Origin of the sequence: Bacteroides muris (ex Afrizal et al. 2022), from assembly GCF_004793475.1 — a bacterium.
Taxonomy (GTDB): Bacteria; Bacteroidota; Bacteroidia; order Bacteroidales; family Bacteroidaceae; genus Bacteroides; species Bacteroides muris.
In genome coordinates, this window is sequence record NZ_SRYZ01000007.1 from 94,080 (window position 1) to 118,404 (window position 24,325).

Here is a 24,325-nt window from a genome sequence, read left to right on the forward strand (position 1 = left end):
GGTTTTAATAGGTGTAATTAATAAGAAGAACAAATGAAGAAGAATTATCTTTTGTCCGGCCTCTTTGCAATGGCAATGACCGGAATGGCTTTAGTTTCTTGTACAGACACAGACGAACCGGGTTCCGGCTCCGGTTCCGGTTCAAAGGGTAACTATGTGATAGCTGCCACGGCTACAGTTTCAGGTAGCTCCGTTCCTGTCCTGCTGACAGCCGAGTCGCTGGAAAGCGGTGAGATTACTGCTGCTGGTAATGGCCTTGTGAATGAGGGTGCTACTTACTGGGTGTTCTACGGAAACAAATATCTGTATGCCTTGAACTACAATCAGGGAAATGCAGGCACTACCCAGTCGTTCATTATGAATGCAAACGGTGAACTGGAAAAACGTAGCCAGGAGTATAACGTCAATCGTTTCACTACCTACGGCTATTGTGACCAATTTATAATGACAGCTTCTACCGGTGACGGCCCAACGGAGCTGAATGATGCAAATGGGTATACTCCCCAATCTTTTTTGATTTCCTATCTGGATGTCGAGAAACAGACTTATACAAAGAATTCGGTAACAAAAGATACTCCGTTTCTTGCCGAAAATTTCCTTGAAAATGGTGAATACGTGACACTGGCCGGTATAGAACAAGTGGGCAGCAAGGTTTATGCGGCAGCCATTCCCATGGGGCTTAGCCAGTATGGTTGCATGCAGAAGAACGAAGACGGTAGCTACAAGTGGGTGCTTCCCGGTAATGAGGATTTAATAAAGGCAGAATCTGGCGGACAGGGTAGCAGTGCCTATGAAAAGGACGAGTTGCAATGGACTCAGTATCCTAATGAATGCCATATTGCTATCTTTGCTGATTGGAATCTGAAGTCTCATAAAGTCATCACTACCGATAAAATAAGCTATGCTGCCGGACGCAACCGTTCACAGTACTACCAGATGAACTGGCTTGCTGACGACGGCTATGTATATGTATTTTCTCCGAGCTATGCCAAGACCATGGCCGATGCCCGCCAGCGGACTACGTTGCCTGCCGGAGTGGTGCGTATCAATACAAAAACAGAAGAATTTGATGCCGGCTACTACTACAACCTTGAAGAAAAGGCGAATGGACACTCCTTCATGCGCAGTTGGTACATCTCCGGCAGTTATTTCTTGCTGCTGATGTATGATAGAGACATTACGGAGGCGGGTAAGGTCGCCAATCAACTTGCCATTTTCAACGCCTCCACCGGAGCTTTGACTTATGTGAACGGCCTTCCAAGTGATGTTTCCGGATTTGGTAGTACCCCATACATGGAAAATGGCAAAGCATATATGGCAGTCACTACCTCTTCCGGCTATCCTAGCATCTATAAGGTAGACCCAGCCAATGCAACAGCTGCCAGAGGTCTGGTTGTTAATGTAACTCAATTGAACGGTGTAGGTAAACTGGAATAAGCTCCTATGAAGAAAGTTTTTCGTAAGATACATTTATGGCTTTCAGTCCCCTTCGGGCTACTGATTACCCTTATCTGTTTTTCCGGAGCGATGTTGGTATTCGAGACGGAGGTGATGGAGCTTTGTCATCGCGACCTCTACTATGTGGAGAAAGTCGGGACGGCACCGCTTCCCATGGACAAGGTGGCCGAAAAAGTAGCTGCTACTCTGCCGGATAGTGTTTCTGTGACGGGTGTCACTGCTTCATCTGCTCCGGAGCGTGCCTGGCAAGTGAATCTTTCCAAACCCCGTCGTGCCTCTGTCTATGTAGACCAATATACGGGTAAGATAAAGGGAAAGTATGAGCGTGCACCGTTTTTCATGACCATGTTCCGCCTGCATCGCTGGTTGTTGGACAGCATGAAGCCCAATGGAGGCATCTTCTGGGGGAAAATGATTGTGGGCACTGCCACGCTGATGTTTGTCTTTGTCCTGATATCGGGCATTGTCATCTGGTGGCCTCGTACAAAAAAGGCTTTGAAGAACAGTTTGAAGATTGTTGCCGGTAAGGGGTGGCGTCGGTTCTGGTACGACTTGCATGTGGCAGGTGGTATGTACACGCTGGCTTTTCTGTTGGTAATGGCGCTTACGGGACTAACATGGTCTTTCTCCTGGTATCGCATCGGTTTCTACAAAGTTTTCGGAGTGGAAACCACACAAGGAGATGGAGGACATGGTGCTCCGGCACAAACTACAGCCCAGGGAGGAGAACGGGCGCAAGGTCGGTCTGGTGGCAGACGGAGAGGTGAGAATCATGAAAGAAATTCTTTTTCTCCTTTTGCAAGCTGGCAGAAGGTTTACAAAGAACTGAAGGAGCTCAATCCTGATTATAAACAGATAACCGTATCCAAAGGCTCTGCTATGGTTTCTTTCAATCGGTTGGGCAACCAGCGTGCTGTCGACCGTTATACGTTCAATCCCCGTAGCGGTGAAATCACCGGGACTACCTTGTACAAAGATACCGACACTTCAGGAAAAATCCGGGGCTGGATATTCTCTATTCATGTAGGCAGTTGGGGAGGGCTGGGCACTCGCATATTGAGCTTCCTTGCTGCTTTGGTGGGTGCAAGTTTGCCGCTGACGGGCTATTATCTTTGGATTCGCAGATTGATTCGGAAGGGCGGTAGGAAAGCGAATATGCGCCCATAACCAGATACTGCACAGGCAGATAAGCCGGTAGATGCCGTGAAGAGATTCGGATTATAAATGAGATGGTAGGGTGATAGCAAGATATCACCCTATCATTTTATCCTCTTATCACGTTATTTATAGCTTCTTCCGTTCCGCAGAATGGTCCGTGTGATTGTAGTTTTATGGTACACATGGCAGCAGCAAAGCATCCGGCTTCCCAATGTGATGCACCTTTGTTGCGCATATACAGATATCCTACCATATAGGTGTCTCCGCATCCTGTTGCATCTGTAATCTGAAGGGCCGGATAGGCAGGTATTTCGTGGAATTCTCCTTGGGCATATATCAGCGAACCTTTATCTCCCAGGGTCAGCAGCACTTCCTTGACACCCCAGTCTGCAATCAGTAATGCAGCTTCGTGTGGTTCACGGCATCCGGTCAGCACTTCCATTTCAGCTTCGTTGGCTTTCAGAATATGGATATACTTCAATGCTTCTTTCTTTTCCGGCCAGTCTACGGCCAGCACTTTTTCATTGTCCACTTTACGGAGAAATCCTTGTACATCTACCGAGAGTAATCCCTTTCCGGACAGAAACTTGATAACCTCCAAAGAAAAGTCATCGGCAAGCAGACTGCCCAAGTGGATAATCCGTGCATTGATATCTTTCAAACCTTCCACGGTGAAAGGGTCTGCTTTTGCCGTGACGCGTTGTGTACGTTCGTTCTGGTTTTCTCCATAAATATTCTCGAAACATACGGAATGTGTGCTGTGCAAGGCTTTGACGGAAATTCCTTCTTTCCGAATATCTTCCACAACGCCCATATCGGTATCAGCCAAAGCTGTTATCAATAGAAAATCGCTGGCATTCAAATGTTTGATGGCGTGTGCGAAGTAGAAAGAGGTGCCTCCCGGCATGTATATGGTATTTTTAGGGGTTACGACTTTATCTTGGGTAATATAACCGATGCAACATAGACTGTGTGTATTCATTTCTTTGTTGGCTTTTTATTTCTTTATTGTATTGATTCCGTAAATTGGGCGCGAAGATAGTGATTTAATAACAATTCGACTATATTTGCAGCTGTAAATGTAGCCTTATTGAATACGAATTCATTAAGAACGAAAAGAGCATGTATGATACATTGCAGGCCTTTAATGTATGTTCACCGTCCATTATAACGAAGTTTGGCTGGAAGTCTGTATTAAATTTCTTCCAAGGCATAATATTGATAGTCCCGGAGAACGGTTTGAAGAAAGTTTTCCGGACTACTGTCATGAGGGGTGATGGAGAGAAGTTCCTGCACTTTTCTAGCAAGGGAAGCAATGCGGCGTGTACGGTCTTTTTTACCCGATTGCAGGGTCCGGGTAATGACGTTGATTTGCTCCAATGATAAGTCGGAAACTTGTGGATAGGTAGGCCGGTAGTCTTTGGTCAGGTAGTCGAACTCATCGAGGCTGACGTGTATCTTGCGGTAATTCTTTTCTTTGATTACCATGGTGCCAGCGGCAAGGTCTCCCATTCGCTGGCTGTTTTTTGTCAAAAGGACGACCAGAAGTCCCAAGCCACCGGTCATCGGTCCGTCGATAGGGAAGAGAAACCATCGGAGCAGGTATGAGCCTATGCTGGGCGTGGAGCCATCCGCTTTTACGACACGGATGTTCATTATCCGCTTACCGAAACTTTGTCCCTGATTGAACATTTCGCAAAGAAATGCGTAGAACAAGACCGGCAGGTAGACGATAGCGAGGAAGAAAAGCATCGCGAAATCAGAAGGCAGGTGAATTCGTGAGAACAAGTCAAAAGTAGAAAATACATAGATTCCAAGCAGAATATAGTCTATAACCAGTGCAATGAGTCGCTCACCGATACTGGCAGGCGTTTGACTGATGCGGACAAACTGTCCGGTGATAATTGTAGATTCTGCCATTCCTAATAAAACATTTTCAGTATTTCATTGCAAATATATCATTATTCTCTTATTTTTGTTACCAATTTCAGACAAAACTTCTCTGAGATAGTCATGGAGTATGAAAGAAGTGACGTTTATCCGGTGGAACATCGAAAAATGGAAACAAGCAGAAAAAATAGTGGAGCAGGCAGACAGTCTGTCTCCCGATGAGCTTGCCGACGCATATATGGAGCTTACGGCAGACTTGGCTTTTGCCCAAACGCATTTCTCCGCTTCCCGCATTACTATCTATCTGAACAATCTCGCTTCAGCGTTGCACAACCGCATTTATAGAAATAAGCGCGAGAAATGGTCAAGAATTGTCACCTACTGGACTCGTGAAGTACCTTTGGCTATGCGCGATGCACGCCGTGAGCTGTTGGTTTCCTTCATTATATTTGCGGTTAGCGCATTGATAGGAGTGGTATCCGCTACCGGAGATCCCGATTTTGTGCGTTTGGTTTTAGGAAATTCTTATGTGGATATGACTTTGAACAACATCGCCAATGGCGAACCCATGGCTGTATATAACGGCTCCTCCGAGCTCCCTATGTTTCTGGGTATCACGCTGAACAATATCATGGTCTCCTTCAACTGCTTTGCCATGGGGCTGCTGACCAGTTTTGGTACCGGATACATGCTCCTTAACAATGGCATCATGTTAGGGGCTTTCCAAACCTTTTTTTATCAGCATGGCTTGCTTTGGGAGTCCTCTCTTGCCATTTGGCTGCACGGGACACTTGAAATCTGGGCAATTATTGTAGCCGGTGCCGCCGGTCTTGCCCTGGGCAACGGATGGCTTTTTCCCGGAACCTATTCAAGGCTGGAATCTTTCAAGCGAGGAGCCAAGAAAGGATTGAAAATAGTGGTGGGTACGATCCCCGTATTCGTCATGGCAGGATTTATAGAAGGCTTTATCACCCGCCATACCGGACTTCCGGATATCCTGAGGCTCGGTTTTATCCTGCTCTCTTTGTCGTTTATTCTTTTTTACTATATTTATTTACCAGACAGAAAGAAACATGGAAGCGCAGAAACCTAAAATCGCACTGTATGCACAACGCTCTTTTGGAGAGAAATTGACCGCTGCCTTTGATTTTATCAAAGAGAACAGTAAGCTGTTAATGAAGTTTACCACCTATCTGATTTTGCCGCTTTGTCTGCTTCAAGGGCTGAGCCTGAACGGACTGATGAGCGGTGCAATGGCTTTGGGTGATATGACCGGAGGCTCGTTCGACTCTTCTGTTGCCGGGTCGTCCGTCATGATGTTGGTGACTTATTATAGTCTGTATGCCGTTCTCTATCTGTTGGGGACTGTAATGCTGACCTCTCTGGTCTACGCTTTGGTCCGTACTTACAATGAACGGGAAGAACGCTTGGAGGGAGTGACGTTAGGGATGCTGAAGCCCTTGTTGTTCCGTAACGTCAGAAGGTTGTTCCTGATAGCGATTGTGGGTGTGCTTTTAGTGTTGCTTGTGGGGGGTGTTGCCGGTTTTCTGGTTACCATCATCCCGGTTATGATACTTGTGTCCCTGTTTGTTTTGCTTGTTATTGTGGTGTCTGTGCCGCTTGCTATTTGGGCTCCTGTTTATCTGTTTGAAGATATTCATATCATGGATGCTTTGAAGAAAGCCTATCGTCTGGGATTTGCTACTTGGGGAGGTATTGTGTTGATTTCCATTGTTATGGGATTCATTGCCCTCATCTTGCAGGGAGTGACTATGATTCCGTGGTATATCGGGACTATTGTGAAATATATTTTTGTGATGACCGATACGGGTGGTGGCGCCACTGTCTCGGTAGGTTATAACTTTATGCTTTATCTGTTGGCGGTAGTCCAGGCATTCGGAGTCTATCTGTCCATGATTTTCTCATTGCTGGGGCTGGCCTATCAATACGGTCATGCTTCGGAAAAGATAGATTATGTGATGGTGGAGAATGATATTGACAATTTTGACAAACTCTGATAGCGGACTATGAATATGGCTCCGGCTGATACACTGGTTTATGATACTGCACAGATTGCCGTTTGGCAGTCCGACCCGGCGTTTGCTTACAGCCGTGAGTTGATGGCTCCTGAAATCAATGTGCTTGAGTGGATTGGAAAGTGGTTCGGCAGGCTGCTGGACAAGATATTTGGCAATACGTTCGTAGAAGAATATTCGGAGGTTGTGTTGATATGCATTGCGGTCCTTATCTTGATGCTGGTCATCTGGTTTGTATATAAGAAGCGTCCGGAACTGTTCATGCGTTCGCGCAAGAATGGCGCGCCCTATACGGTGGGGGAGGATACCATCTATGGAGTGGATTTTGCGAAAGAAATCACTGGAGTGCTTGCCCGGAAGGATTATCGGGAGGCTGTGCGTCTGCTTTATCTGCAGACATTGAAACGGCTTAGTGATGGGAAACGTATAGACTGGCAGTTGTATAAAACGCCTACGCAATACATCTATGAAGTCCGCCTGCCTGCTTTCCGCCAAATGACCCATCACTTCTTGCAGGTGCGTTACGGAAATTTTGAGGCGACCGAAGCATTGTTCCGTATCATGCAGAATTTACAGAAAGAGGTAGAGAAAGGAGAGACGGCATGAAAGGAAACCATTGGTTTATAGCCGGTATCATTGCTTTTCTGGTACTGATGTTTGCGATAGAGTGCCGTCTGCCGAAGAAGTTTGTTTGGAACCCTACATTCAGCCATTATGATAAACAGCCGTTCGGTTGCGCCGTGTTCGACAGCCTGCTGTCTTCATCATTGCCGAAGGGATATTCATTGTCGAGAAAGACCTTTTATGAGTTGGAACAGGAAGATACGGCACTCCGTCGTGGAATACTGGTTATCACCGACAACCTGCATCTGACGAATGTGGATGTGGAGGCAATGCTGAAGATGGCGGAACGGGGAGACCGGATTACGCTGGTAGGAAGTTCTTTCAGCCGTATCTTGAAAGATACGTTGGGATTTGAGTGTGGATATTCCTCTTTTAATCCATTAGCGTTGAAGAAGGATGCCATTGCATTACGTTCAAAAGACAGTTTGTATTGGGTGGGGGACTCAGCAATCTATCCTCGTCAGGTATTTTGTTTCTACCCCCAGCTTTGCCAGTCCCATTTCTTTGCAGATTCCATTTCTTGTGAAATATGGGCGAAAAAAACTATTGTTGGGGGAGAGTCCCATCCGGTTGCCATGTCGGTTTCTTGGGGAAAGGGGGAGGTTATGCTGGTTTCCACTCCCCTGCTTTTTACGAACTATGGGGTACTGGATGGGAAAAATGTGGCTTATCTTTTTCGTATATTATCCCCAATGGGTGGATTTCCCATTGTCCGAACCGAAAGCTACATGAAAGAAACAGCCCAGGTACAGATGTCTCCTTTTCGCTATTTTCTTTCGCAGCCGCCGCTTCGCTGGGCATTGTACCTGAGTATGGCTTCCATCTTGCTCTTTATGATATTTACAGCCCGCAGAAAGCAGCGTGCCATTCCCGTTATCCGCGAACCGGAGAATAAATCTTTGGAGTTTGTAGAGTTGATAGGCACCCTTTATTATCAGAAGAAAGACCATGCAGACTTGGTCCGCAAGAAGTTTTTCTATTTTACGGAGGAACTGAGGAGAGAAATACAGGTGGATGTGAGGGAAGTGGCAGAGGATGAGCGCTCTTTCGGCAGGATTGCCCGGAAGGCGGGTATGGAGGCGGGGGAAATTGCCGCATTCATCTGTGAGGTAAGGCCGGTGGTGTACGGAGGGCGCAGCATTTCCGAGAAGGAGATGAAACGGCTTGTCGATAAAATGAATGAAATAATCAATCATATATAAAGAAGATATTTATGGAGGTGAACACAGAAAAACGAGTGGACTTGACTCTCTTTTCCGAGAAGATACAAGTGTTGAAGGATTGGATTGCTATGGTCATAGTGGGGCAGGAACAGACGGTGGATCTGGTGCTGACGGCTGTCCTGGCAAACGGTCATGTGTTGCTGGAAGGAGTGCCGGGAGTGGCAAAGACACTGCTTGCCCGTCTGGTGGCACGCTTGATTGAGGCGGACTTCAGCCGTATTCAGTTCACTCCGGACTTGATGCCGAGTGACGTGCTGGGTACTACGGTCTTCAACATGAAAACCAATGACTTTGACTTCCATCAAGGACCGGTGTTTGCCGACATCGTGCTGGTGGATGAGATAAACCGTGCTCCAGCCAAGACGCAGGCAGCCTTGTTTGAGGTCATGGAAGAACGGCAGGTCAGCATTGACGGTACCACGCATCAGATGGGAGAACTCTATACGATTCTGGCAACCCAGAATCCGGTGGAGCAGGAGGGGACTTATAAGTTGCCCGAAGCGCAATTGGATCGTTTTCTGATGAAGATAACTATGGGATACCCTTCATTGGAGGAGGAGGTGGATATTCTGGAGCGCCACCACACGAATGCTTCGCTGGTGAAGCTGGACAGTCTGGCGCCCGTTCTTACAAAGGAAGAACTGCTGTCATTGCGCAGACTGATGGAGCGTGTGTTTGTAGACCGTACACTGCTTCAGTACATCGCGTTGATTGTGCAGCAGACGCGTACCAGCAAGGCTGTGTATTTAGGAGCCTCTCCGCGTGCGTCCGTGGCAATGATGCAGGCTTCGAAGGCGTATGCACTATTGCAAGGACGCGATTTCGTGACACCGGAGGATATCAAGTTTATTGCTCCATATGTGCTTCAGCACCGCCTGATATTGACGGCAGAAGCCGAGATGGAAGGTTATTCGTCGGTAAAGGTGACGCAACGTCTGATTGATAAAGTGGAAGTTCCGAAATGAGACTGGGCCGCCGCTTCTATATGGTTCTTGTGCTGATTATCCTGCTGATGGGTATCGGGTATGTCTTTGCTCCGTTCTTTGCAATCGGGCAGTGGGCGTTGTTTGTTTTGGCCTTGTTGATGCTGGTGGATGGGGCTATGCTCTATCACGTTCATGGCATTCGGGCATTCCGCCAATGTGCTATCCGTTTCTCAAACGGAGATGAGAACGGCGTGAATATACGTGTGGAGAGCAGTTATCCGTATCCGGTGACTGTGGAAGTGGTGGATGAGATTCCTTTTGTATTTCAATTGCGAAATGTTGATTTCCGGATGAGGCTTCAGGCGAGTGAGGGCAGGACGATTATGTATCATCTGCGTCCCACGCAGCGGGGGATTTACTCTTTCGGACGGATTCAGGTGTTTGTGGAAAGCAGGATGGGACTGCTTTCCCGCAGATATACTTGCGGTGTTCCTCAGGATGTTAAGGTATATCCGTCCTATCTGATGCTCCATCGGTATGAGCTGCTGGCCATCAGTGACAATCTGACCGAGCTGGGTATAAAGCGCATCCGTAGGGTGGGGCATCATACGGAGTTCGAACAGATAAAGGAGTATGTGAAAGGGGATGATTACCGCACGATAAACTGGAAAGCGAGTGCCCGGCGGCACGAACTTATGGTCAATGTCTATCAAGACGAACGTTCCCAGCAAATCTATAATGTGATAGATAAGGGGCGGGTTATGCAGCAGGCATTTCGCGGAATGACTTTGCTTGACTATGCAATCAATGCTTCCCTTGTCCTATCGTACGTTGTCATGCGGAAGGAGGATAAAGTCGGACTGGTGACGTTCAACGAGCATTTTGATACGTTTGCTCCCGCTTCCCGGCAGCCTGGTCAAATGCAGATGTTGCTTGAGAATCTTTACAGTCAGCAGACGACTTTTGGAGAAACCGACTTTTCTTCATTGTGTGTACACTTGAACAAGCGTGTTTGCAAACGGAGCCTTTTGGTGTTGTACACCAATTTCTCTGGTATCAGAAGCCTGAACCGCCAACTGGCTTATCTGCAGCAGTTGAACCGACAGCACCGTTTGCTTGTTGTCTTCTTTGAAGATGCTGATTTGAAAGAGTACATTGCCATGCCTGCAAAAGATACAGAAGGTTATTACCGTCATGTCATTGCCGAGAAATTTGTATTTGAGAAGCGGCTGATTGTTTCCACTTTGAAGCAGCATGGCATTTATTCTTTGCTGACTACACCGGAGAATCTTTCTGTGGATGTGATAAACAAGTATCTGGAAATGAAGTCACGCAGCCAGATATAAAGACAGTAACTAAGGTTATATAATCCGTAATAAAGATAGTGAAGATATCCGGGTTTCCGGTAATTCTTGAGAGCTTCTGTTAGTGACTTATACAAAGGACTTTGGGAGAATTACCCAATTTTGAGGTAATGATTTGGTAACCGTGCCATATGCTGTGTGCTGCCTTGATTTGCTATTAGAGAAATTACGTGGCATGTGCGTGTGAAACGCGGTCAAAACATGGAGCCAAGTGTAGGTATCATGGATAGTCAAAGAGTCAAATGGGGGGGAATAAAAGGCCGGGGGAGTAAAAGGGGGAGTAGTAGAAAAAAGAAAACCTCCGAGATTCAATATCTCGGAGGTTTTCTTTTTTCTTCGCGGTGCGTACGGGACTCGAACCCGTGACCCCATGCGTGACAGGCATGTATTCTAACCAACTGAACTAACGCACCATTATTTCATTTCTTAGTTGCTATCTCTCTCGATTGCGGTTGCAAAGGTAGGCATTTTTTTTATATCTGCAATAGCTGTGATGATTTTTTTTAAAAGATTTATATTGTGAATTGTTTTAAGTGTTAATAATTAGGGAGTTATGTAAATAAGAAAAACTGAGTTTAATATCTGTTTAGAAATGTGCTTGTACCCCGTTTTATCTTTGATAAGAAAACCATTCTTGGAGAAAACGAAACTTTTTGAGGCTTCTTTTAAACTTCTTGCTCGAAAAGTTCGTTGTTTTGCAATAAATAGTTATTTTTGCGAACTCAAAATGAGAATGTTGTAATTTGAAAAGTGAAAAACATTTTAGGATGATGAAAATAGCCAAACTGTTGCTGCACTGTCCTGACAAACCAGGTATATTGGCAGAAGTAACAGACTTTATAACGGTGAACAAAGGTAATATTATCTATTTGGATCAGTATGTAGACCATGTAGAGAATATCTTTTTCATGCGTATCGAATGGGAATTGATGGATTTTCTGGTGCCTCAGGAAAAGATTGAGGATTATTTCGCCACTTTGTATGCACAGAAGTATGAGATGAATTTCCGACTCTATTTCTCCGATACAAAACCGCGTATGGCTATCTTTGTTTCGAAAATGTCCCATTGTTTATTCGACTTGCTGGCACGCTATACCGCTGGTGAATGGAATGTGGATATACCTCTTATAATAAGCAATCATCCCGATTTGCAGCATGTTGCTGAACGTTTCGGTATTCCTTTCCATCTTTTTCCTATTACCAAAGAGACAAAGGAGGAGCAAGAGAAGAAGGAAATGGAGTTGCTGGCAAAGTATAAAATCACTTTTATAGTGCTGGCACGCTACATGCAGGTCATTTCAGAACGAATGATAAATGCTTATCCCAACCGGATAATCAACATTCATCACTCTTTCCTTCCGGCATTTGTGGGAGCGAAACCTTATCATGCTGCATTTGAACGTGGAGTGAAGATTATTGGAGCCACCAGCCACTATGTTACCACGGAGTTGGATGCCGGCCCTATCATAGAGCAGGATGTGGTGCGCATTACGCATAAGGACACTGTACAGGATTTGGTGAACAAAGGCAAGGATTTGGAAAAGATAGTGCTTTCCCGTGCCGTTCAGAAGCATATTGAACGCAAGGTGTTGGCATATAAGAATAAAACAGTAATATTTAATTGATGAATAATTGATAAAAGAAAATTCTTTGTTACTTATTATCAGTTCTTTATTATCAATTCAATTGCAGGAATGAAGGTTGCAGTTATCAAATATAATGCGGGTAATATCCGTTCGGTGGATTATGCCTTGAAACGCTTGGGAGTAGAGGCAGTGATTACAGCGGATGAGGCTGTGCTACGTACGGCCGATAAGGTTATATTCCCCGGTGTGGGAGAGGCGGAAACTACTATGGTTTTTTTGCGCGCTGGTGGTATGGATAAACTGATAAAGGAGTTGCGTCAGCCGGTGTTAGGTATTTGTCTGGGTATGCAGCTGATGTGCCGCCACTCTGAAGAGGGAGATGTGGACTGCTTGGGTGTCTTTGATGCTGACGTAAAGCGTTTCATTTCGCAGAGGCACGAGGATAAAGTGCCTCATATGGGATGGAATACCATTGCTCAGACCAATAGCGGACTTTTTAAAGGGTTTACTAAAGAAGAGTTTGTTTATTTCGTACATAGTTTCTATGTGCCTGTTAATGATTGTACGGCAGCCGTGACGGATTACATTCATCCGTTCAGTGCTGCTTTGCATAAGGACAATTATTACGCCACACAGTTCCATCCCGAAAAGAGTGGAAGTGTGGGAGAGCGTATCTTGAGAAATTTTTTGGAACTGTAAATCGTCAAATTGTAAATAAAATGATAGAACTGATTCCCGCTATTGATATTATTGACGGAAAGTGTGTGCGTCTTTCCCAAGGTGATTATGACAGTAAAAAGGTGTACAACGAAAATCCTGTAGAAGTAGCTCTGGAATTGGAGGCTCATGGCATCCGCAGACTTCATGTAGTCGATTTGGACGGTGCGGCTTCCCATCACGTGGTAAACTACCGTATGTTGGAGCAGATTGCTGTGCGCACATCTCTTATTATAGATTTTGGAGGTGGGGTGAAGAGTGACGAAGATTTGGTAATAGCTTTTGAAAGCGGTGCACAGATGGTGACCGGTGGCAGCATTGCTGTGAAGAACCCCGAATTGTTCTGCAAGTGGCTGCGGATGTATGGTTCTGAAAAGATTATTCTTGGTGCTGATGTGAAAGAGTCTAAGATTGCTGTCAACGGTTGGAAAGACGAGAGTGGCTGCGAACTGTTTCCGTTCCTAAAATACTATGTGGAGGAAGGTGTCCGCAAAGTTATCTGTACCGATATTAGTTGCGATGGAATGTTGCAAGGACCATCGTTGGCGCTGTATAAGGATATATTGGAACAATATCCCGAACTCTACTTGATAGCTAGCGGAGGGGTGAGCTGTGCCGATGACATCCGTCAGTTGGAAGCCGTGGGTATACCTGCTGTTGTTTTCGGTAAGGCTCTGTACGAAGGTCGCATTACTTTCAAGGAACTGGAAAGCTTTGTTGATTGATACTGGATAATTGATAATTGGCAATAATAATAACTCATAACTTGAACTGCCGTGTTAGCAAAAAGAATCATTTCTTGCCTCGACATTAAGGATGGGCAGACTGTGAAAGGTACTAATTTTGTGAATCTCCGTCAAGCGGGCAATCCGGTAGAACTGGCGCGTGCTTATAGTGAGCAGGGTGCCGACGAATTGGTGTTTCTTGATATCACTGCCAGCTTTGAAGGTCGCAAGACTTTCACCGAATTGGTGAAGCGCATTGCCGCGAATATCAGTATTCCTTTTACTGTAGGCGGAGGCATCCATGAATTGGGCGACGTAGATAGGCTGCTGAATGCAGGTGCCGATAAAATCTCTATCAACTCCTCTGCAATCCGTCGTCCCGGATTGATAGACGAGATTGCAAAGAATTTCGGTTCGCAGGTGTGTGTGTTGGCTGTCGATGCTAAACAGACAGATAAAGGATGGCGGTGCTACTTGAACGGTGGTCGTGTGGAAACGGATAAGGAATTGTTCGCATGGACAAAAGAGGCTCAGGAACGTGGTGTAGGCGAGATTTTGTTCACTAGCATGAATCATGACGGTGTCAAGACCGGTTATGCCAATGAAGCGCTTTCCGACCTTGCCGACGGATTGTCTATCCCTATCATAGCATCGGGAGGAGCAGGTGCTAAAGAGCATTTCCGTGATGTTTTTTTGAATGGGAAAGCGGATGCTGCCTTGGCAGCTAGTGTTTTTCACTTCGGAGAAATTAAAATTCCCGAATTAAAATCGTATCTTTGTGCCCAAGGAATTGCGATGAGAAGATAATAACTCATAACTTAAAATAATGTTGAATTTTGATAAGATGAACGGACTTGTTCCGGCAATTATACAAGATGCAGATACCGCTAAGGTACTGATGCTTGGCTTCATGAACAAGGAAGCCTATGAGAAGACGGTAGAAACCGGGAAGGTGACTTTTTTCAGCCGTACCAAGAACCGCCTTTGGACAAAAGGCGAGGAGAGTGGAAATTTTTTGAATGTGGTTTCCATGAAGGAAGACTGTGACCGGGATACTTTGCTGATTCAGGTACATCCCATGGGGCCGGTTTGCCATATTGGTACGGATACCTGCTGGGGTGAGAAGAACGAACAGCCCGTAATGTTCTTGAAGTTGCTTCAAGATTTCATTAGCAAGCGTTATGACGAGATGCCTGAAGGTTCCTATACTACCAGCCTTTTTCAGTCCGGTGTAAACAAAATGGCACAGAAGGTGGGTGAGGAAGCTGTGGAAACAGTCATTGAGGCTTGCAACGGTACAGGTGAACGTCTGATTTATGAAGGAGCCGATTTGTTGTATCACCTCATCGTATTGCTTACGTTCAAAGGATATCGTATTGAAGATCTTGTGCGTGAATTGGAGGAACGACACAGTGCGACGTGGAAGAAGCACTGATAATTAATAATTAAAAATTAAACAGGGGGTGAGTGAAGCGCTGATAAAATATAAGGACGTAGAGATCCACCAGCAGGAGTTGTGCGTACTGAACGATGTGAATTTGGAACTTCACAAAGGGGAGTTTGTGTACTTGGTTGGTAAAGTGGGCTCCGGTAAGACGAGCCTGCTCAAGACTTTCTATGGCGAACTGGATATTGCATCGGGCGAGGCTGGAGTTTTAGGGTATGACATGCTCCATATTAAGCGTAAGCACATCCCGCAGTTGCGCCGTAAGCTGGGAATCATATTTCAGGATTTTCAGTTGCTGACAGATCGTACAGTGTACGATAACCTTGAATTTGTTCTCCGTGCCACCGGTTGGAAGAGTAAAGGAGAGATTAAGGATAAAATTGAAGAGGTATTGAACTTGGTGGGGATGAGCAATAAAGGATATAAGTTGCCCAATGAACTTTCGGGTGGTGAGCAGCAGCGTATTGTGATTGCACGTGCAGTGCTCAACTCGCCAGAGATAATCCTTGCGGATGAACCTACCGGAAACCTAGACTCGGAAACCGGACATTCCATTGCAGAACTTCTGCACGGCATCAGTGAGGCCGGTGCATTGGTGGTGATGACCACGCACAATCTGCAATTGTTGCGTGAGTTTCCCGGCAGGGTGTACCGATGCGCAGACCATCTGATGACTGATGTTACAGCAGAATACGCCCCTGCAATAACTAATGATTAGTAGTTAAGTAGTTTTTCTGACTACTGGTTTTTATAAAGAACATAAATTAATGATAAAGCTCCGCAGCTATTGACTTGTAGCTCGTTGCTTGTAACTATAAACTAATTAATACAGGAACGAAAATGAAAGTTTTAAAGTTTGGAGGTACTTCAGTAGGTTCGGCTCAGCGAATGAAGGAAGTGGCTAAATTGATTACCGATGGTGAACGTAAGATTGTGGTTCTCTCTGCCATGTCGGGTACCACAAACACATTGGTTGAGATTTCGGATTATCTGTACAAGAAGAATCCGGAAGGTGCCAATGAAATTATCAACAAGCTGGAGAGTAAATATCGCCAGCACATTGATGAACTCTTTGCGACTCCGGAGTATAAACAGAAAGGTCTGGAACTCATCAAATCTCATTTTGACTATATCCGTTCTTATACCAAAGACCTTTTTACTCTGTTTGAGGAGAAAGTGGTGTTGGCTGAGGGCGAGTTGATTTCCACCGCCATGATGAACTACTATCTGCAGGAATGTGGTGTGAAGTCTGTGTTGCTTCCGGCTTTAGAATATATGCGTACGGATAAGAATGCCGAACCCGATCCGGTCTATATCAAGGATAAACTCCAGATTCAGCTGGAACTGTACTCGGATGCTGAGATTTACATCACTCAGGGTTATATCTGTCGCAATGCCTATGGCGAGATAGATAATCTGCAGCGTGGTGGAAGTGACTATACGGCTTCACTGATTGGTGCTGCCATTGACGCTTCCGAAATCGAGATTTGGACGGATATAGACGGCATGCATAACAACGACCCCCGTATTGTGGATAAGACTGCACCAGTACGTCATTTGCACTTCGAAGAGGCCGCAGAGTTGGCGTACTTTGGTGCTAAGATTTTGCACCCTACTTGCATTCAGCCTGCCAAGTATGCTAATATTCCTGTCCGCCTGCTCAATACAATGGACCCTACTGCTCCGGGTACGCTGATTTCCAACGATACAGAGAAGGGTAAGATTAAGGCGGTGGCTGCCAAGGATAATATTACAGCCATCAAGATAAAATCCAGCCGGATGTTGCTTGCTCACGGATTTCTGCGTAAGGTTTTTGAGATATTCGAGAGCTACCAGACTTCCATTGATATGATTTGTACCTCAGAAGTGGGTGTGTCTGTATCTATTGACAATGTGAAGCATCTCAATGAAATTCTGGATGACTTGAAGAAGTATGGCACAGTGACAGTGGACAAGGATATGTGCATCGTCTGTGTAGTAGGCGACCTCGAATGGGAGAATGTCGGTTTCGAAGCTAAAGCGTTGGATGCCATGCGCGACATACCAGTACGTATGATTTCTTTCGGTGGCAGTAACTATAATATTTCTTTCCTTATCCGAGAGTGCGACAAGAAAGTAGCGTTGCAGTCACTCAGCAATGCGTTGTTCAACGGAGAAGAACAATAATAAGAGAACCGCATAAACCAAAGCGCTTTTACTTTGTTGATAAAAGCGCTTTTTTAACTGAACAAGGATTATAAAAGTTATGAAAGGAACATTCCCCATCAATAAATTCCGCGAATTGCGTACTCCCTTCTATTACTACGATACAAAGGTTTTGCGTGATACGCTTTCTCATATTCGTACGGAAGTGGCGAAGTATGGTAATTATTCAGTGCATTATGCGGTGAAGGCTAATGCCAATCCCAAGGTGCTTGCTATTATCCGCGAGAACTGTTTGGGTGCCGACTGCGTAAGCGGCGGTGAAATCCGTGCGGCCATTAAGGCTGGTTTTCCTACCGATAAGATTGTTTTTGCCGGGGTCGGTAAGGCTGATTGGGAAATTAATCTGGGATTGGATTATGACATTTTTTGCTTTAATGTGGAATCTGTTCCCGAATTGGAGATTATTAATGAGCTGGCTGCTGCCAAAGGCAAGATAGCTAACGTAGCTTTTCGTATCAATCCCAATGTAGGTGCCCATACTCATGCTAATATTACCACTGGGTTAGCCGAGAATAAGTTCGGTATCAGCATGCAGGATATGAATCACGTGATAGATATGGCGCATGATATGAAAAACTTGAGATTCATTGGGTTACACTTTCATATTGGTTCCCAAATATTGGATATGGGGGATTTCGTAGCTTTGTGTAACCGCATCAATGAGTTGCAGGATAAGCTGGAAGCTCGTCATATCCGTATTGAGCATGTGAATGTAGGGGGAGGATTGGGCATTGATTACGGTCACCCTAACCGTCAGTCGATACCTGATTTTAAAAGTTATTTCGAGACTTATAACAGTCATCTAAAACTTCGTCCTCACCAGACGCTCCATTTCGAACTGGGACGTGCGGTAGTGGGACAGTGCGGTTCATTGATTTCGCAGGTGCTTTATGTAAAGCAGGGTACCAATAAGCAGTTTGCTATCTTGGATGCAGGCATGACGGATTTGATTCGTCCGGCACTTTACCAAGCGTTTCATAAGATAGAGAATATTACTTCAGATGCACCAGTCCAGACTTATGATGTGGTAGGTCCTATCTGCGAGTCTTCCGATGTATTCGGCAAGGCCATTGATTTGAATGGTGTGAAACGTGGTGACTTTATTGCCCTCCGTTCGGCAGGTGCTTATGGTGAGATTATGGCTTCAGGTTATAATTGCCGCGAGCTACCTCAAGGGTATACTTCGGACGAATTGGTATAGATAGGTTAAAGGCGTGTGTCATAGTTGATGAGATATTTATCCTATACTATGTGTACTGTTTTTATATAAAAAATGTTATTGTGTGAACAACTTTTAAGGTTTCTTGTTATTTTTGTAATGATTTCAATTTAAATAAATACGATTATGATTACAGAAAAATTACAGAATGCAATTAATGAGCAGATTACAGCCGAAATGTGGTCTTCCAACCTTTATTTGGCAATGTCCTTCTATATGGAAAAAGAAGGTTACAATGGTATGGCTTGCTGGTTGAAGAAACAAGCTTCTGAAGAAAAAGCTCATGCTTGCGAAATGGCTTCTTATATTATCAAGCGTGGCGGTAAGGCTAAATTGGATAAGATTGATGTTGTTCCCAATGATTTTGGTACTCCGTTGGAAGTGTTCGAGCAGGTTTATGAACACGAATGCCGTGTTTCAAAGATGATTGATACATTGGTGGATGTCGCTGCTGCAGAAAAAGATAAGGCTACACAAGACTTCCTTTGGGGATTCGTACGTGAGCAGGTAGAAGAAGAAGCTACTGCTGCTGGCATTGTGGATATGATGAAGAAAGCTGGTACTAACGGAATCTTCTTTGTTGATGTGAAGTTGGGAGAACGCAAATAAGAAATGACAAAAAAAATCCCGCGACTGATTAGTCGCGGGATTTTTTGTTTAGTTATGAGTTATTTGCTTGCAACATACAAAAAACATCAATAAATAACTCATTTCAGTATTCCGAGCTCTTTCCCTACCTTAATAAATGCAGCAATACATTTGTCCAGATGTTCCTTTTCATGTCCAGCAGAGATTTGTACGCGGATGCGTGCCTGGTCTTTGGGAACTACGGGATAGTAGAAGCCGGTGACGTAGATGCCTTCTTCCTGCATGCGGGCAGCATAAATTTGGGAAAGTTTGGCATCATATAGCATGACGGCACAGATGGCACTTTGTGTCGGTTTGATGTCAAAACCGGCAGCAGTCATCTTGTCGCGGAAATAATTCACGTTTTCTACTAGTTTATTATGAAGTGTATTGTTCTCTTTCAGCATTTTGAATACTTCGAGGCTGGCACCGATAATACCCGGAGCCAATGAGTTGGAGAAGAGATACGGACGGCTACGTTGGCGCAATAAATCGATAATTTCCTTGCGTCCGGTAGTGAATCCGCCCAAAGCACCGCCAAAAGCTTTGCCCAAAGTACCAGTATAAATGTCTACACGTCCATAGGTGCCGTATTGCTCACTCACACCATGTCCTGTGGGGCCTACCACACCGGCAGAGTGTGATTCATCCACCATGACTAGTGCGTCATATTTCTCGGCAAGGTCACAAATCTGGTCCATCGGAGCAACGTTGCCGTCCATGGAGAATACTCCGTCTGTAACAACGATGCGGAAACGCTGTGCCTGGGCTTCTTGCAGGCATCTTTCCAGGTCGGCCATATCGGCATTGGCATAGCGATAGCGTTTGGCTTTGCAGAGACGCACGCCGTCAATGATGGAAGCATGGTTCAGGGAGTCCGAGATGATGGCGTCTTCTTCGGTGAAGAGGGGCTCGAACACACCACCATTGGCGTCGAAACAAGCGGCATAAAGAATGGTGTCTTCAGTTTTGAAGTAGTCGGAGATGGCTGCTTCCAGTTCCTTATGGATGTCCTGCGTTCCGCAGATGAAGCGTACGGATGACATGCCGTATCCACGGCGTTCCATAATTTTCTGAGCGGCGGCAATCAGCCGCGGGTGGTTGGACAGTCCCAAGTAATTGTTGGCACAGAAGTTTAATACTTCTTTGCCTTTTACGGTGATAGCAGCTTGTTGTGCATTCTCAATCAGTCGTTCCTCCTTGTAGAGTCCGGCTTCTTTTATTTCAGCAAGAGTTTTGCTGAGATGGTCTTTCATTTTACCGTACATAGCATTTTATTTTTTAGGTAATACATTTTTTCTACAAAGAACATCATTTTCTTGGAATAAACAATAACAATATGGCAGAAATATGAAAAAAAAGTTTGTATATTTGCAGCATTTATAATAACAAAACCTTATAAATAACTCGTTATGAAGAATATTTTGGTAATTGGAGCTACTGGGCAAATTGGATCGGAACTCACGCTGGAGTTGCGTAAACGTTATGGAGACGATCATGTTGTAGCCGGATACATTCCGAGTGCTATGCCCAAGGGAGAATTGAAAGCATCTGGTCCTTCGGCCATTGCCGACGTGACAGACCGTCAGTCAATCGAGGTGGTGGTGCGTCAGTTTAAGATTGATACAATCTACAATTTGGCAGCTTTGCTATCGGTAGTTGCCGAAAGCCGTCCGGCTATGGCTTGGAAAATCGGTATCGACGGATTGTGGAATGTGCTGGAAGTGGCGCGCGAGTACAATTGTGCAGTGTTTACCCCGAGTTCCATCGGTTCATTTGGTGAAGCTACACCTCACGTGAAGACACCGCAAGACACTATTCAGCGTCCGCGTACTATGTATGGCGTGACAAAAGTGACGACTGAATTGTTGAGTGACTATTACTATACAAAATATGGTGTAGATACACGCTCGGTACGTTTTCCGGGAATCATTTCGAACGTGACTCCTCCGGGTGGCGGCACTACGGATTATGCAGTAGATATTTTCTACTCTGCTGTGAAGGGAGATAAATTCGTATGTCCGGTGAAGGCTGGTACCTATATGGATATGATGTATATGCCCGATGCGCTGAATGCAGCCATCTCGCTGATGGAAGCTGCACCAGCAAGGCTGAAGCACCGTAATGCCTTCAACATCGCTTCCATGAGTTTTGACCCGGAGCAGATTTATCAGGAAATTAAGAAGCATGTGCCCGGTTTTGAAATGGTATACGAGATTGATCCGTTGAAGCAGGCTATTGCTGACAGTTGGCCCGATTCTTTGGATGATTCTTGTGCACGCGAGGAATGGGACTGGATGCCGCAGTATGATTTGGAATCTATGACTGTAGATATGCTTGAGAAGTTGAAGGCTAAATTAAACAAGTGATCGTAAGTGGTCTGCAACGAATGAAAAAACTTTTATTGGGATTCTTGTTATTCGCCTTTTTGGTTTCGTGCGGAAACAAAAAGGCGAAAATGAATCCCTTTATTACCATTACGGAAATGGTAGATTCGGTCGGTCAAAAGGCCGATACGCTGCAGGAAGCAGAAGTGGAGGAAGAACTGAAGCCAATGGAAGCAGACGAGCTGTTTGATGACTTTGTCTTCAATTATGCTTCGGATGATGTTCTTCAAAAGCAAAGGACAGTATTTCCTTTACCCTATTATAATCGTGATACTCCGTCGAAAATAGAGGAAAATTTTTGGAAGCACGATTATCTTTTTGCTAAGCAGAACTATTACACCTTGCTTTTTGATAAGGAAGAGGATATGGACATGGTGGGCGATACTACTCTGACATCGGTACAAGTGGAGTGGATTTTCTTGAAAACGCGTGTGATGAAGCGTTATTATTTTGAGAAGAAGCGGGGAATGTGGATGCTCGAGGCCATCAATTTGCGCGAGATGGAGAAAGATGAAAATGAAGACTTCGTGGAATTCTATACCCATTTTGTGACGGACAGTGTATATCAGAGCAAGCATATCAGCCATCCGCTACAATTCATCACCATAGATCCTGATGATGAGTTCTCTATCTTAGAAACTACCTTGGATGTAGAACAGTGGTACGCTTTCCGTCCGATAATGCCTACCGACAGATTGTCTAATATCAATTATGGACAGAAGAATGAGGATTTGTCAGATACCAAAATATTGAAGGTGAATGGTATAGGAAACGGATACTCCAATATCTTTTATTTTCGCAAACGGACTAAGGGATGGGAGCTGTACAAGTATGAAGACACAAGCATTTAAAATAAGGAGAGAGGGTTTGAAGAAGATACCCAATACATTTGGAATTGATGTTACTGCTGCAAGATTGTTGGAATACAGTTCGGAGGATGAACTGCGGGAATTGATTGCGGCAGGACATGTTATTGCGCCGTGGCTACATATTGGCGGAGGGAGCAATCTGCTTTTTATCAAGGATTATGAAGGTACAGTGCTGCATTCATGCATTGGTGGTTTGGAAGTGACTTCGGAGGATGAGGAATGCGTGTCGGTGCGTGTGGGTGCCGGTGTGATATGGGACGATTTTGTGGCTTACTGTGTGGAGCGACATTGGTATGGTGTTGAGAACCTTTCGCTGATACCAGGTGAGGTAGGGGCAAGCGCAGTACAGAATATTGGTGCCTATGGCGTGGAAGTAAAAGACTTGATAACTTCCGTGGAAACCATAAACATAGCAGGGGAGAAGCGTATCTACGGGGTGGACGAATGCGGCTACTCCTACAGAAAGAGCTTGTTTAAGCAACCGGAGATGAAGACTGTGTTTGTGACTTATGTGAACTTCTGTCTAAGTAAACGTGAACATTATACATTGGATTATGGTACTATCCGGGAGGAACTGGAGAAATATCCGGTGCTGAATTTGGAAACTTTGCGCCGTGTGATTATAGACATCCGTCAAATCAAGTTGCCTGATCCGAAGGTGCTGGGCAATGCGGGTAGTTTTTTTATGAATCCTATTGTGCCGCGTCAGCAGTTCGAGTCTTTGCAACAGGAATATCCGGATATGCCTCACTATGATGTGGATGCCGGCTGGGTAAAGGTACCGGCTGCCTGGATGATAGACCGGTGTAATTGGAAAGGCAAAGCGCTTGGGCCTGCTGCAGTGCACGACCGGCAGGCATTGGTACTGGTGAATTTGGGTGGTGCTACGGGAGCGGATATTGTTGCTCTTTCGGATGCCGTGCGGGCTTCTGTCCGCGAGAAATTCGGCATTGACATTTACCCGGAAGTTTGTTTGATTTAATGATAGTTGATAATGGGGAGACTCAGAATCTTAGGAAGTGGAACTTCGACAGGTGTGCCTGAGATAGGTTGTACTTGTCCGGTCTGCACTTCTACTGACCCGCGGGACAACCGCTTGCGTGCATCATCCCTGCTGCATACAGATGATGCGGTAATATTGATAGACTGTGGTCCTGACTTCAGGGAACAGATGTTGAGTGCTTCTTCTTTTGAGAAGATAGACGGTGTACTTGTGACACACGAACATTATGATCATGTGGGCGGTCTGGATGATTTGCGCCCGTTCGGCCGTTTTGCTGATATTCCTATTTATTCCAATGCCTACACTATTGCCCATTTACGGGCAAGGATGCCTTACTGTTTTGTAGATAAAGTATATCCGGGAATTCCGCGTATCTATTTGCAGGAAGTGGAAGCGGGGCAAGCGTTCCACATCAATCGGACGGAGGTGTTGCCCTTACGGGTGATGCACGGCAGGCTTCCCATTCTGGGTTACCGTATTGGTGGTCGTGTGGGATATATCACGGATATGCACACGATGCCTGAGGAATCTTATGAACAATTGAAGGACTTGGACGTTTTGGTAATTAATGCTTTACGACCAGAACCGCATCCTACACACCAGAATATTTCGGAGGCGTTGAAGGCAGCTGGACGTATTGGCGCTAAAGAAACCTATTTTATCCATATGAGCCATCATGCAGGGCTTCATGCCGACATCGAAAAGCAGCTGCCACCTCATGTACACTTTGCCTACGATGGACTTGAAATAGATTTCTAAACTTTTTGAAACATTTGTTTTGTTTTATTAGTGGAAAATGTTATTTTTGGTAACTATTCAGCGAGAACAAAGGATACGAAGAATTAGCCCGTCAGTTTAGAC

General features: G+C 45.2%; 24 protein-coding genes and 1 tRNA gene. 21 read left to right on the forward strand and 4 right to left on the reverse strand.

Annotated features, from left to right (window positions below; genetic code table 11):
- Positions 1-33 precede the first annotated feature (33 nt).
- Together E5355_RS05405 and E5355_RS05410 are read left to right on the forward strand one after the other, a co-directional pair.
- The gene (locus tag E5355_RS05405) at positions 34-1,437 is read left to right on the forward strand and encodes a DUF4374 domain-containing protein (protein WP_136009481.1); all 1,404 of its coding nucleotides are present in this window, start codon (positions 34-36) and stop codon (positions 1,435-1,437) included.
- Positions 1,438-1,443: 6 nt separating this feature from the next.
- A complete protein-coding gene (locus E5355_RS05410) occupies positions 1,444-2,625 on the forward strand; it encodes a PepSY-associated TM helix domain-containing protein (protein ID WP_136009482.1) in 1,182 nt (393 codons plus the stop codon).
- A gap of 97 nt (positions 2,626-2,722) precedes the next feature.
- Here the strand turns inward: E5355_RS05410 and E5355_RS05415 are convergent, their stop codons facing one another.
- Together E5355_RS05415 and E5355_RS05420 are read right to left on the reverse strand one after the other, a co-directional pair.
- A complete protein-coding gene (locus E5355_RS05415; protein WP_136009483.1) occupies positions 2,723-3,598 on the reverse strand; it encodes a PfkB family carbohydrate kinase in 876 nt (291 codons plus the stop codon).
- 212 nt (positions 3,599-3,810) lie between these two features.
- Entirely contained in the window at positions 3,811-4,536 is a 726-nt protein-coding gene (locus E5355_RS05420; protein ID WP_136009484.1) for an RDD family protein, read from the reverse strand.
- Positions 4,537-4,636: 100 nt separating this feature from the next.
- Between E5355_RS05420 and E5355_RS05425 the strand changes: the two genes are divergently transcribed.
- From E5355_RS05425 to E5355_RS05450, 6 genes are read left to right on the forward strand one after another with little or no spacing between them, the layout of a single operon-like run.
- Positions 4,637-5,599 carry a stage II sporulation protein M gene (locus E5355_RS05425; protein ID WP_136009485.1) on the forward strand — a complete coding sequence of 321 codons (963 nt, stop codon included), beginning with the start codon at positions 4,637-4,639 and terminating at the stop codon, positions 5,597-5,599.
- On the forward strand, positions 5,580-6,524 hold the full coding sequence (locus tag E5355_RS05430) for a hypothetical protein (RefSeq protein ID WP_136009486.1): 945 nt from the start codon (positions 5,580-5,582) through the stop codon (positions 6,522-6,524). The genes E5355_RS05425 and E5355_RS05430 overlap by 20 nt, the downstream gene beginning before the upstream one ends.
- 9 nt (positions 6,525-6,533) lie before the next feature.
- A complete protein-coding gene (locus E5355_RS05435; RefSeq protein ID WP_136009487.1) occupies positions 6,534-7,148 on the forward strand; it encodes a DUF4129 domain-containing protein in 615 nt (204 codons plus the stop codon).
- Complete coding sequence (locus E5355_RS05440; protein ID WP_136009488.1) at positions 7,145-8,368, forward strand: DUF4350 domain-containing protein; 1,224 nt, start codon at positions 7,145-7,147, stop codon at positions 8,366-8,368. The genes E5355_RS05435 and E5355_RS05440 overlap by 4 nt, the downstream gene beginning before the upstream one ends.
- Positions 8,369-8,379: 11 nt before the next feature.
- On the forward strand, positions 8,380-9,354 hold the full coding sequence (locus tag E5355_RS05445) for an AAA family ATPase (RefSeq protein ID WP_136009489.1): 975 nt from the start codon (positions 8,380-8,382) through the stop codon (positions 9,352-9,354).
- Complete coding sequence (locus E5355_RS05450) at positions 9,351-10,661, forward strand: DUF58 domain-containing protein (protein ID WP_136009490.1); 1,311 nt, start codon at positions 9,351-9,353, stop codon at positions 10,659-10,661. Before E5355_RS05445 ends, E5355_RS05450 begins: the two co-directional genes overlap by 4 nt.
- A 357-nt stretch (positions 10,662-11,018) precedes the next feature.
- On the opposite strand, the gene E5355_RS05460 is transcribed toward E5355_RS05450, so the two are convergent.
- Positions 11,019-11,092 (reverse strand) — tRNA-Asp (locus E5355_RS05460).
- Positions 11,093-11,446: 354 nt separating this feature from the next.
- Here E5355_RS05460 and purU point away from each other — a divergent pair.
- The 9 genes from purU to E5355_RS05505 all read left to right on the forward strand — a co-directional run bounded on the left by purU (position 11,447) and on the right by E5355_RS05505 (position 19,187).
- The gene (purU, locus tag E5355_RS05465) at positions 11,447-12,304 is read left to right on the forward strand and encodes a formyltetrahydrofolate deformylase (protein WP_136009491.1); all 858 of its coding nucleotides are present in this window, start codon (positions 11,447-11,449) and stop codon (positions 12,302-12,304) included.
- A 69-nt stretch (positions 12,305-12,373) separates the two neighbouring features.
- Entirely contained in the window at positions 12,374-12,964 is a 591-nt protein-coding gene (hisH, locus tag E5355_RS05470) for an imidazole glycerol phosphate synthase subunit HisH (RefSeq protein ID WP_136009492.1), read from the forward strand.
- A 20-nt stretch (positions 12,965-12,984) separates the two neighbouring features.
- Positions 12,985-13,707, forward strand: coding sequence for a 1-(5-phosphoribosyl)-5-[(5-phosphoribosylamino)methylideneamino]imidazole-4-carboxamide isomerase (gene hisA, locus E5355_RS05475; protein ID WP_136009493.1), 723 nt, complete (start codon positions 12,985-12,987; stop codon positions 13,705-13,707).
- 51 nt (positions 13,708-13,758) lie between these two features.
- A complete protein-coding gene (hisF, locus tag E5355_RS05480; RefSeq protein WP_136009494.1) occupies positions 13,759-14,514 on the forward strand; it encodes an imidazole glycerol phosphate synthase subunit HisF in 756 nt (251 codons plus the stop codon).
- 16 nt (positions 14,515-14,530) lie between these two features.
- The gene (gene hisIE / locus E5355_RS05485) at positions 14,531-15,142 is read left to right on the forward strand and encodes a bifunctional phosphoribosyl-AMP cyclohydrolase/phosphoribosyl-ATP diphosphatase HisIE (protein WP_136009495.1); all 612 of its coding nucleotides are present in this window, start codon (positions 14,531-14,533) and stop codon (positions 15,140-15,142) included.
- 28 nt (positions 15,143-15,170) lie between these two features.
- Positions 15,171-15,872, forward strand: a complete 702-nt coding sequence (locus E5355_RS05490; RefSeq protein ID WP_136009496.1) for a cell division ATP-binding protein FtsE — start codon at positions 15,171-15,173, stop codon at positions 15,870-15,872.
- A gap of 122 nt (positions 15,873-15,994) precedes the next feature.
- On the forward strand, positions 15,995-17,320 hold the full coding sequence (locus E5355_RS05495) for an aspartate kinase (RefSeq protein WP_136009497.1): 1,326 nt from the start codon (positions 15,995-15,997) through the stop codon (positions 17,318-17,320).
- A gap of 79 nt (positions 17,321-17,399) precedes the next feature.
- Positions 17,400-18,560: a diaminopimelate decarboxylase gene (gene lysA / locus E5355_RS05500; protein WP_136009498.1), complete on the forward strand. Its 1,161-nt coding sequence runs from the start codon at positions 17,400-17,402 to the stop codon at positions 18,558-18,560.
- A gap of 144 nt (positions 18,561-18,704) precedes the next feature.
- Positions 18,705-19,187, forward strand: a complete 483-nt coding sequence (locus tag E5355_RS05505; RefSeq protein WP_136009499.1) for a ferritin — start codon at positions 18,705-18,707, stop codon at positions 19,185-19,187.
- Positions 19,188-19,285: 98 nt separating this feature from the next.
- Here the strand turns inward: E5355_RS05505 and kbl are convergent, their stop codons facing one another.
- The gene (kbl, locus tag E5355_RS05510; RefSeq protein ID WP_136009500.1) at positions 19,286-20,473 is read right to left on the reverse strand and encodes a glycine C-acetyltransferase; all 1,188 of its coding nucleotides are present in this window, start codon (positions 20,471-20,473) and stop codon (positions 19,286-19,288) included.
- 144 nt (positions 20,474-20,617) lie between these two features.
- Here kbl and E5355_RS05515 point away from each other — a divergent pair, with 144 nt between their 5' ends.
- From E5355_RS05515 to E5355_RS05530, 4 genes are read left to right on the forward strand one after another with little or no spacing between them, the layout of a single operon-like run.
- Entirely contained in the window at positions 20,618-21,574 is a 957-nt protein-coding gene (locus tag E5355_RS05515) for an NAD-dependent epimerase/dehydratase family protein (RefSeq protein ID WP_136009501.1), read from the forward strand.
- A gap of 20 nt (positions 21,575-21,594) precedes the next feature.
- Positions 21,595-22,443 carry a DUF4348 domain-containing protein gene (locus E5355_RS05520; protein WP_136009502.1) on the forward strand — a complete coding sequence of 283 codons (849 nt, stop codon included), beginning with the start codon at positions 21,595-21,597 and terminating at the stop codon, positions 22,441-22,443.
- Entirely contained in the window at positions 22,424-23,443 is a 1,020-nt protein-coding gene (gene murB, locus E5355_RS05525) for a UDP-N-acetylmuramate dehydrogenase (protein WP_168354282.1), read from the forward strand. The genes E5355_RS05520 and murB overlap by 20 nt, the downstream gene beginning before the upstream one ends.
- 12 nt (positions 23,444-23,455) lie before the next feature.
- A complete protein-coding gene (locus E5355_RS05530) occupies positions 23,456-24,223 on the forward strand; it encodes an MBL fold metallo-hydrolase (protein WP_136009503.1) in 768 nt (255 codons plus the stop codon).
- Positions 24,224-24,325 lie beyond the last annotated feature (102 nt).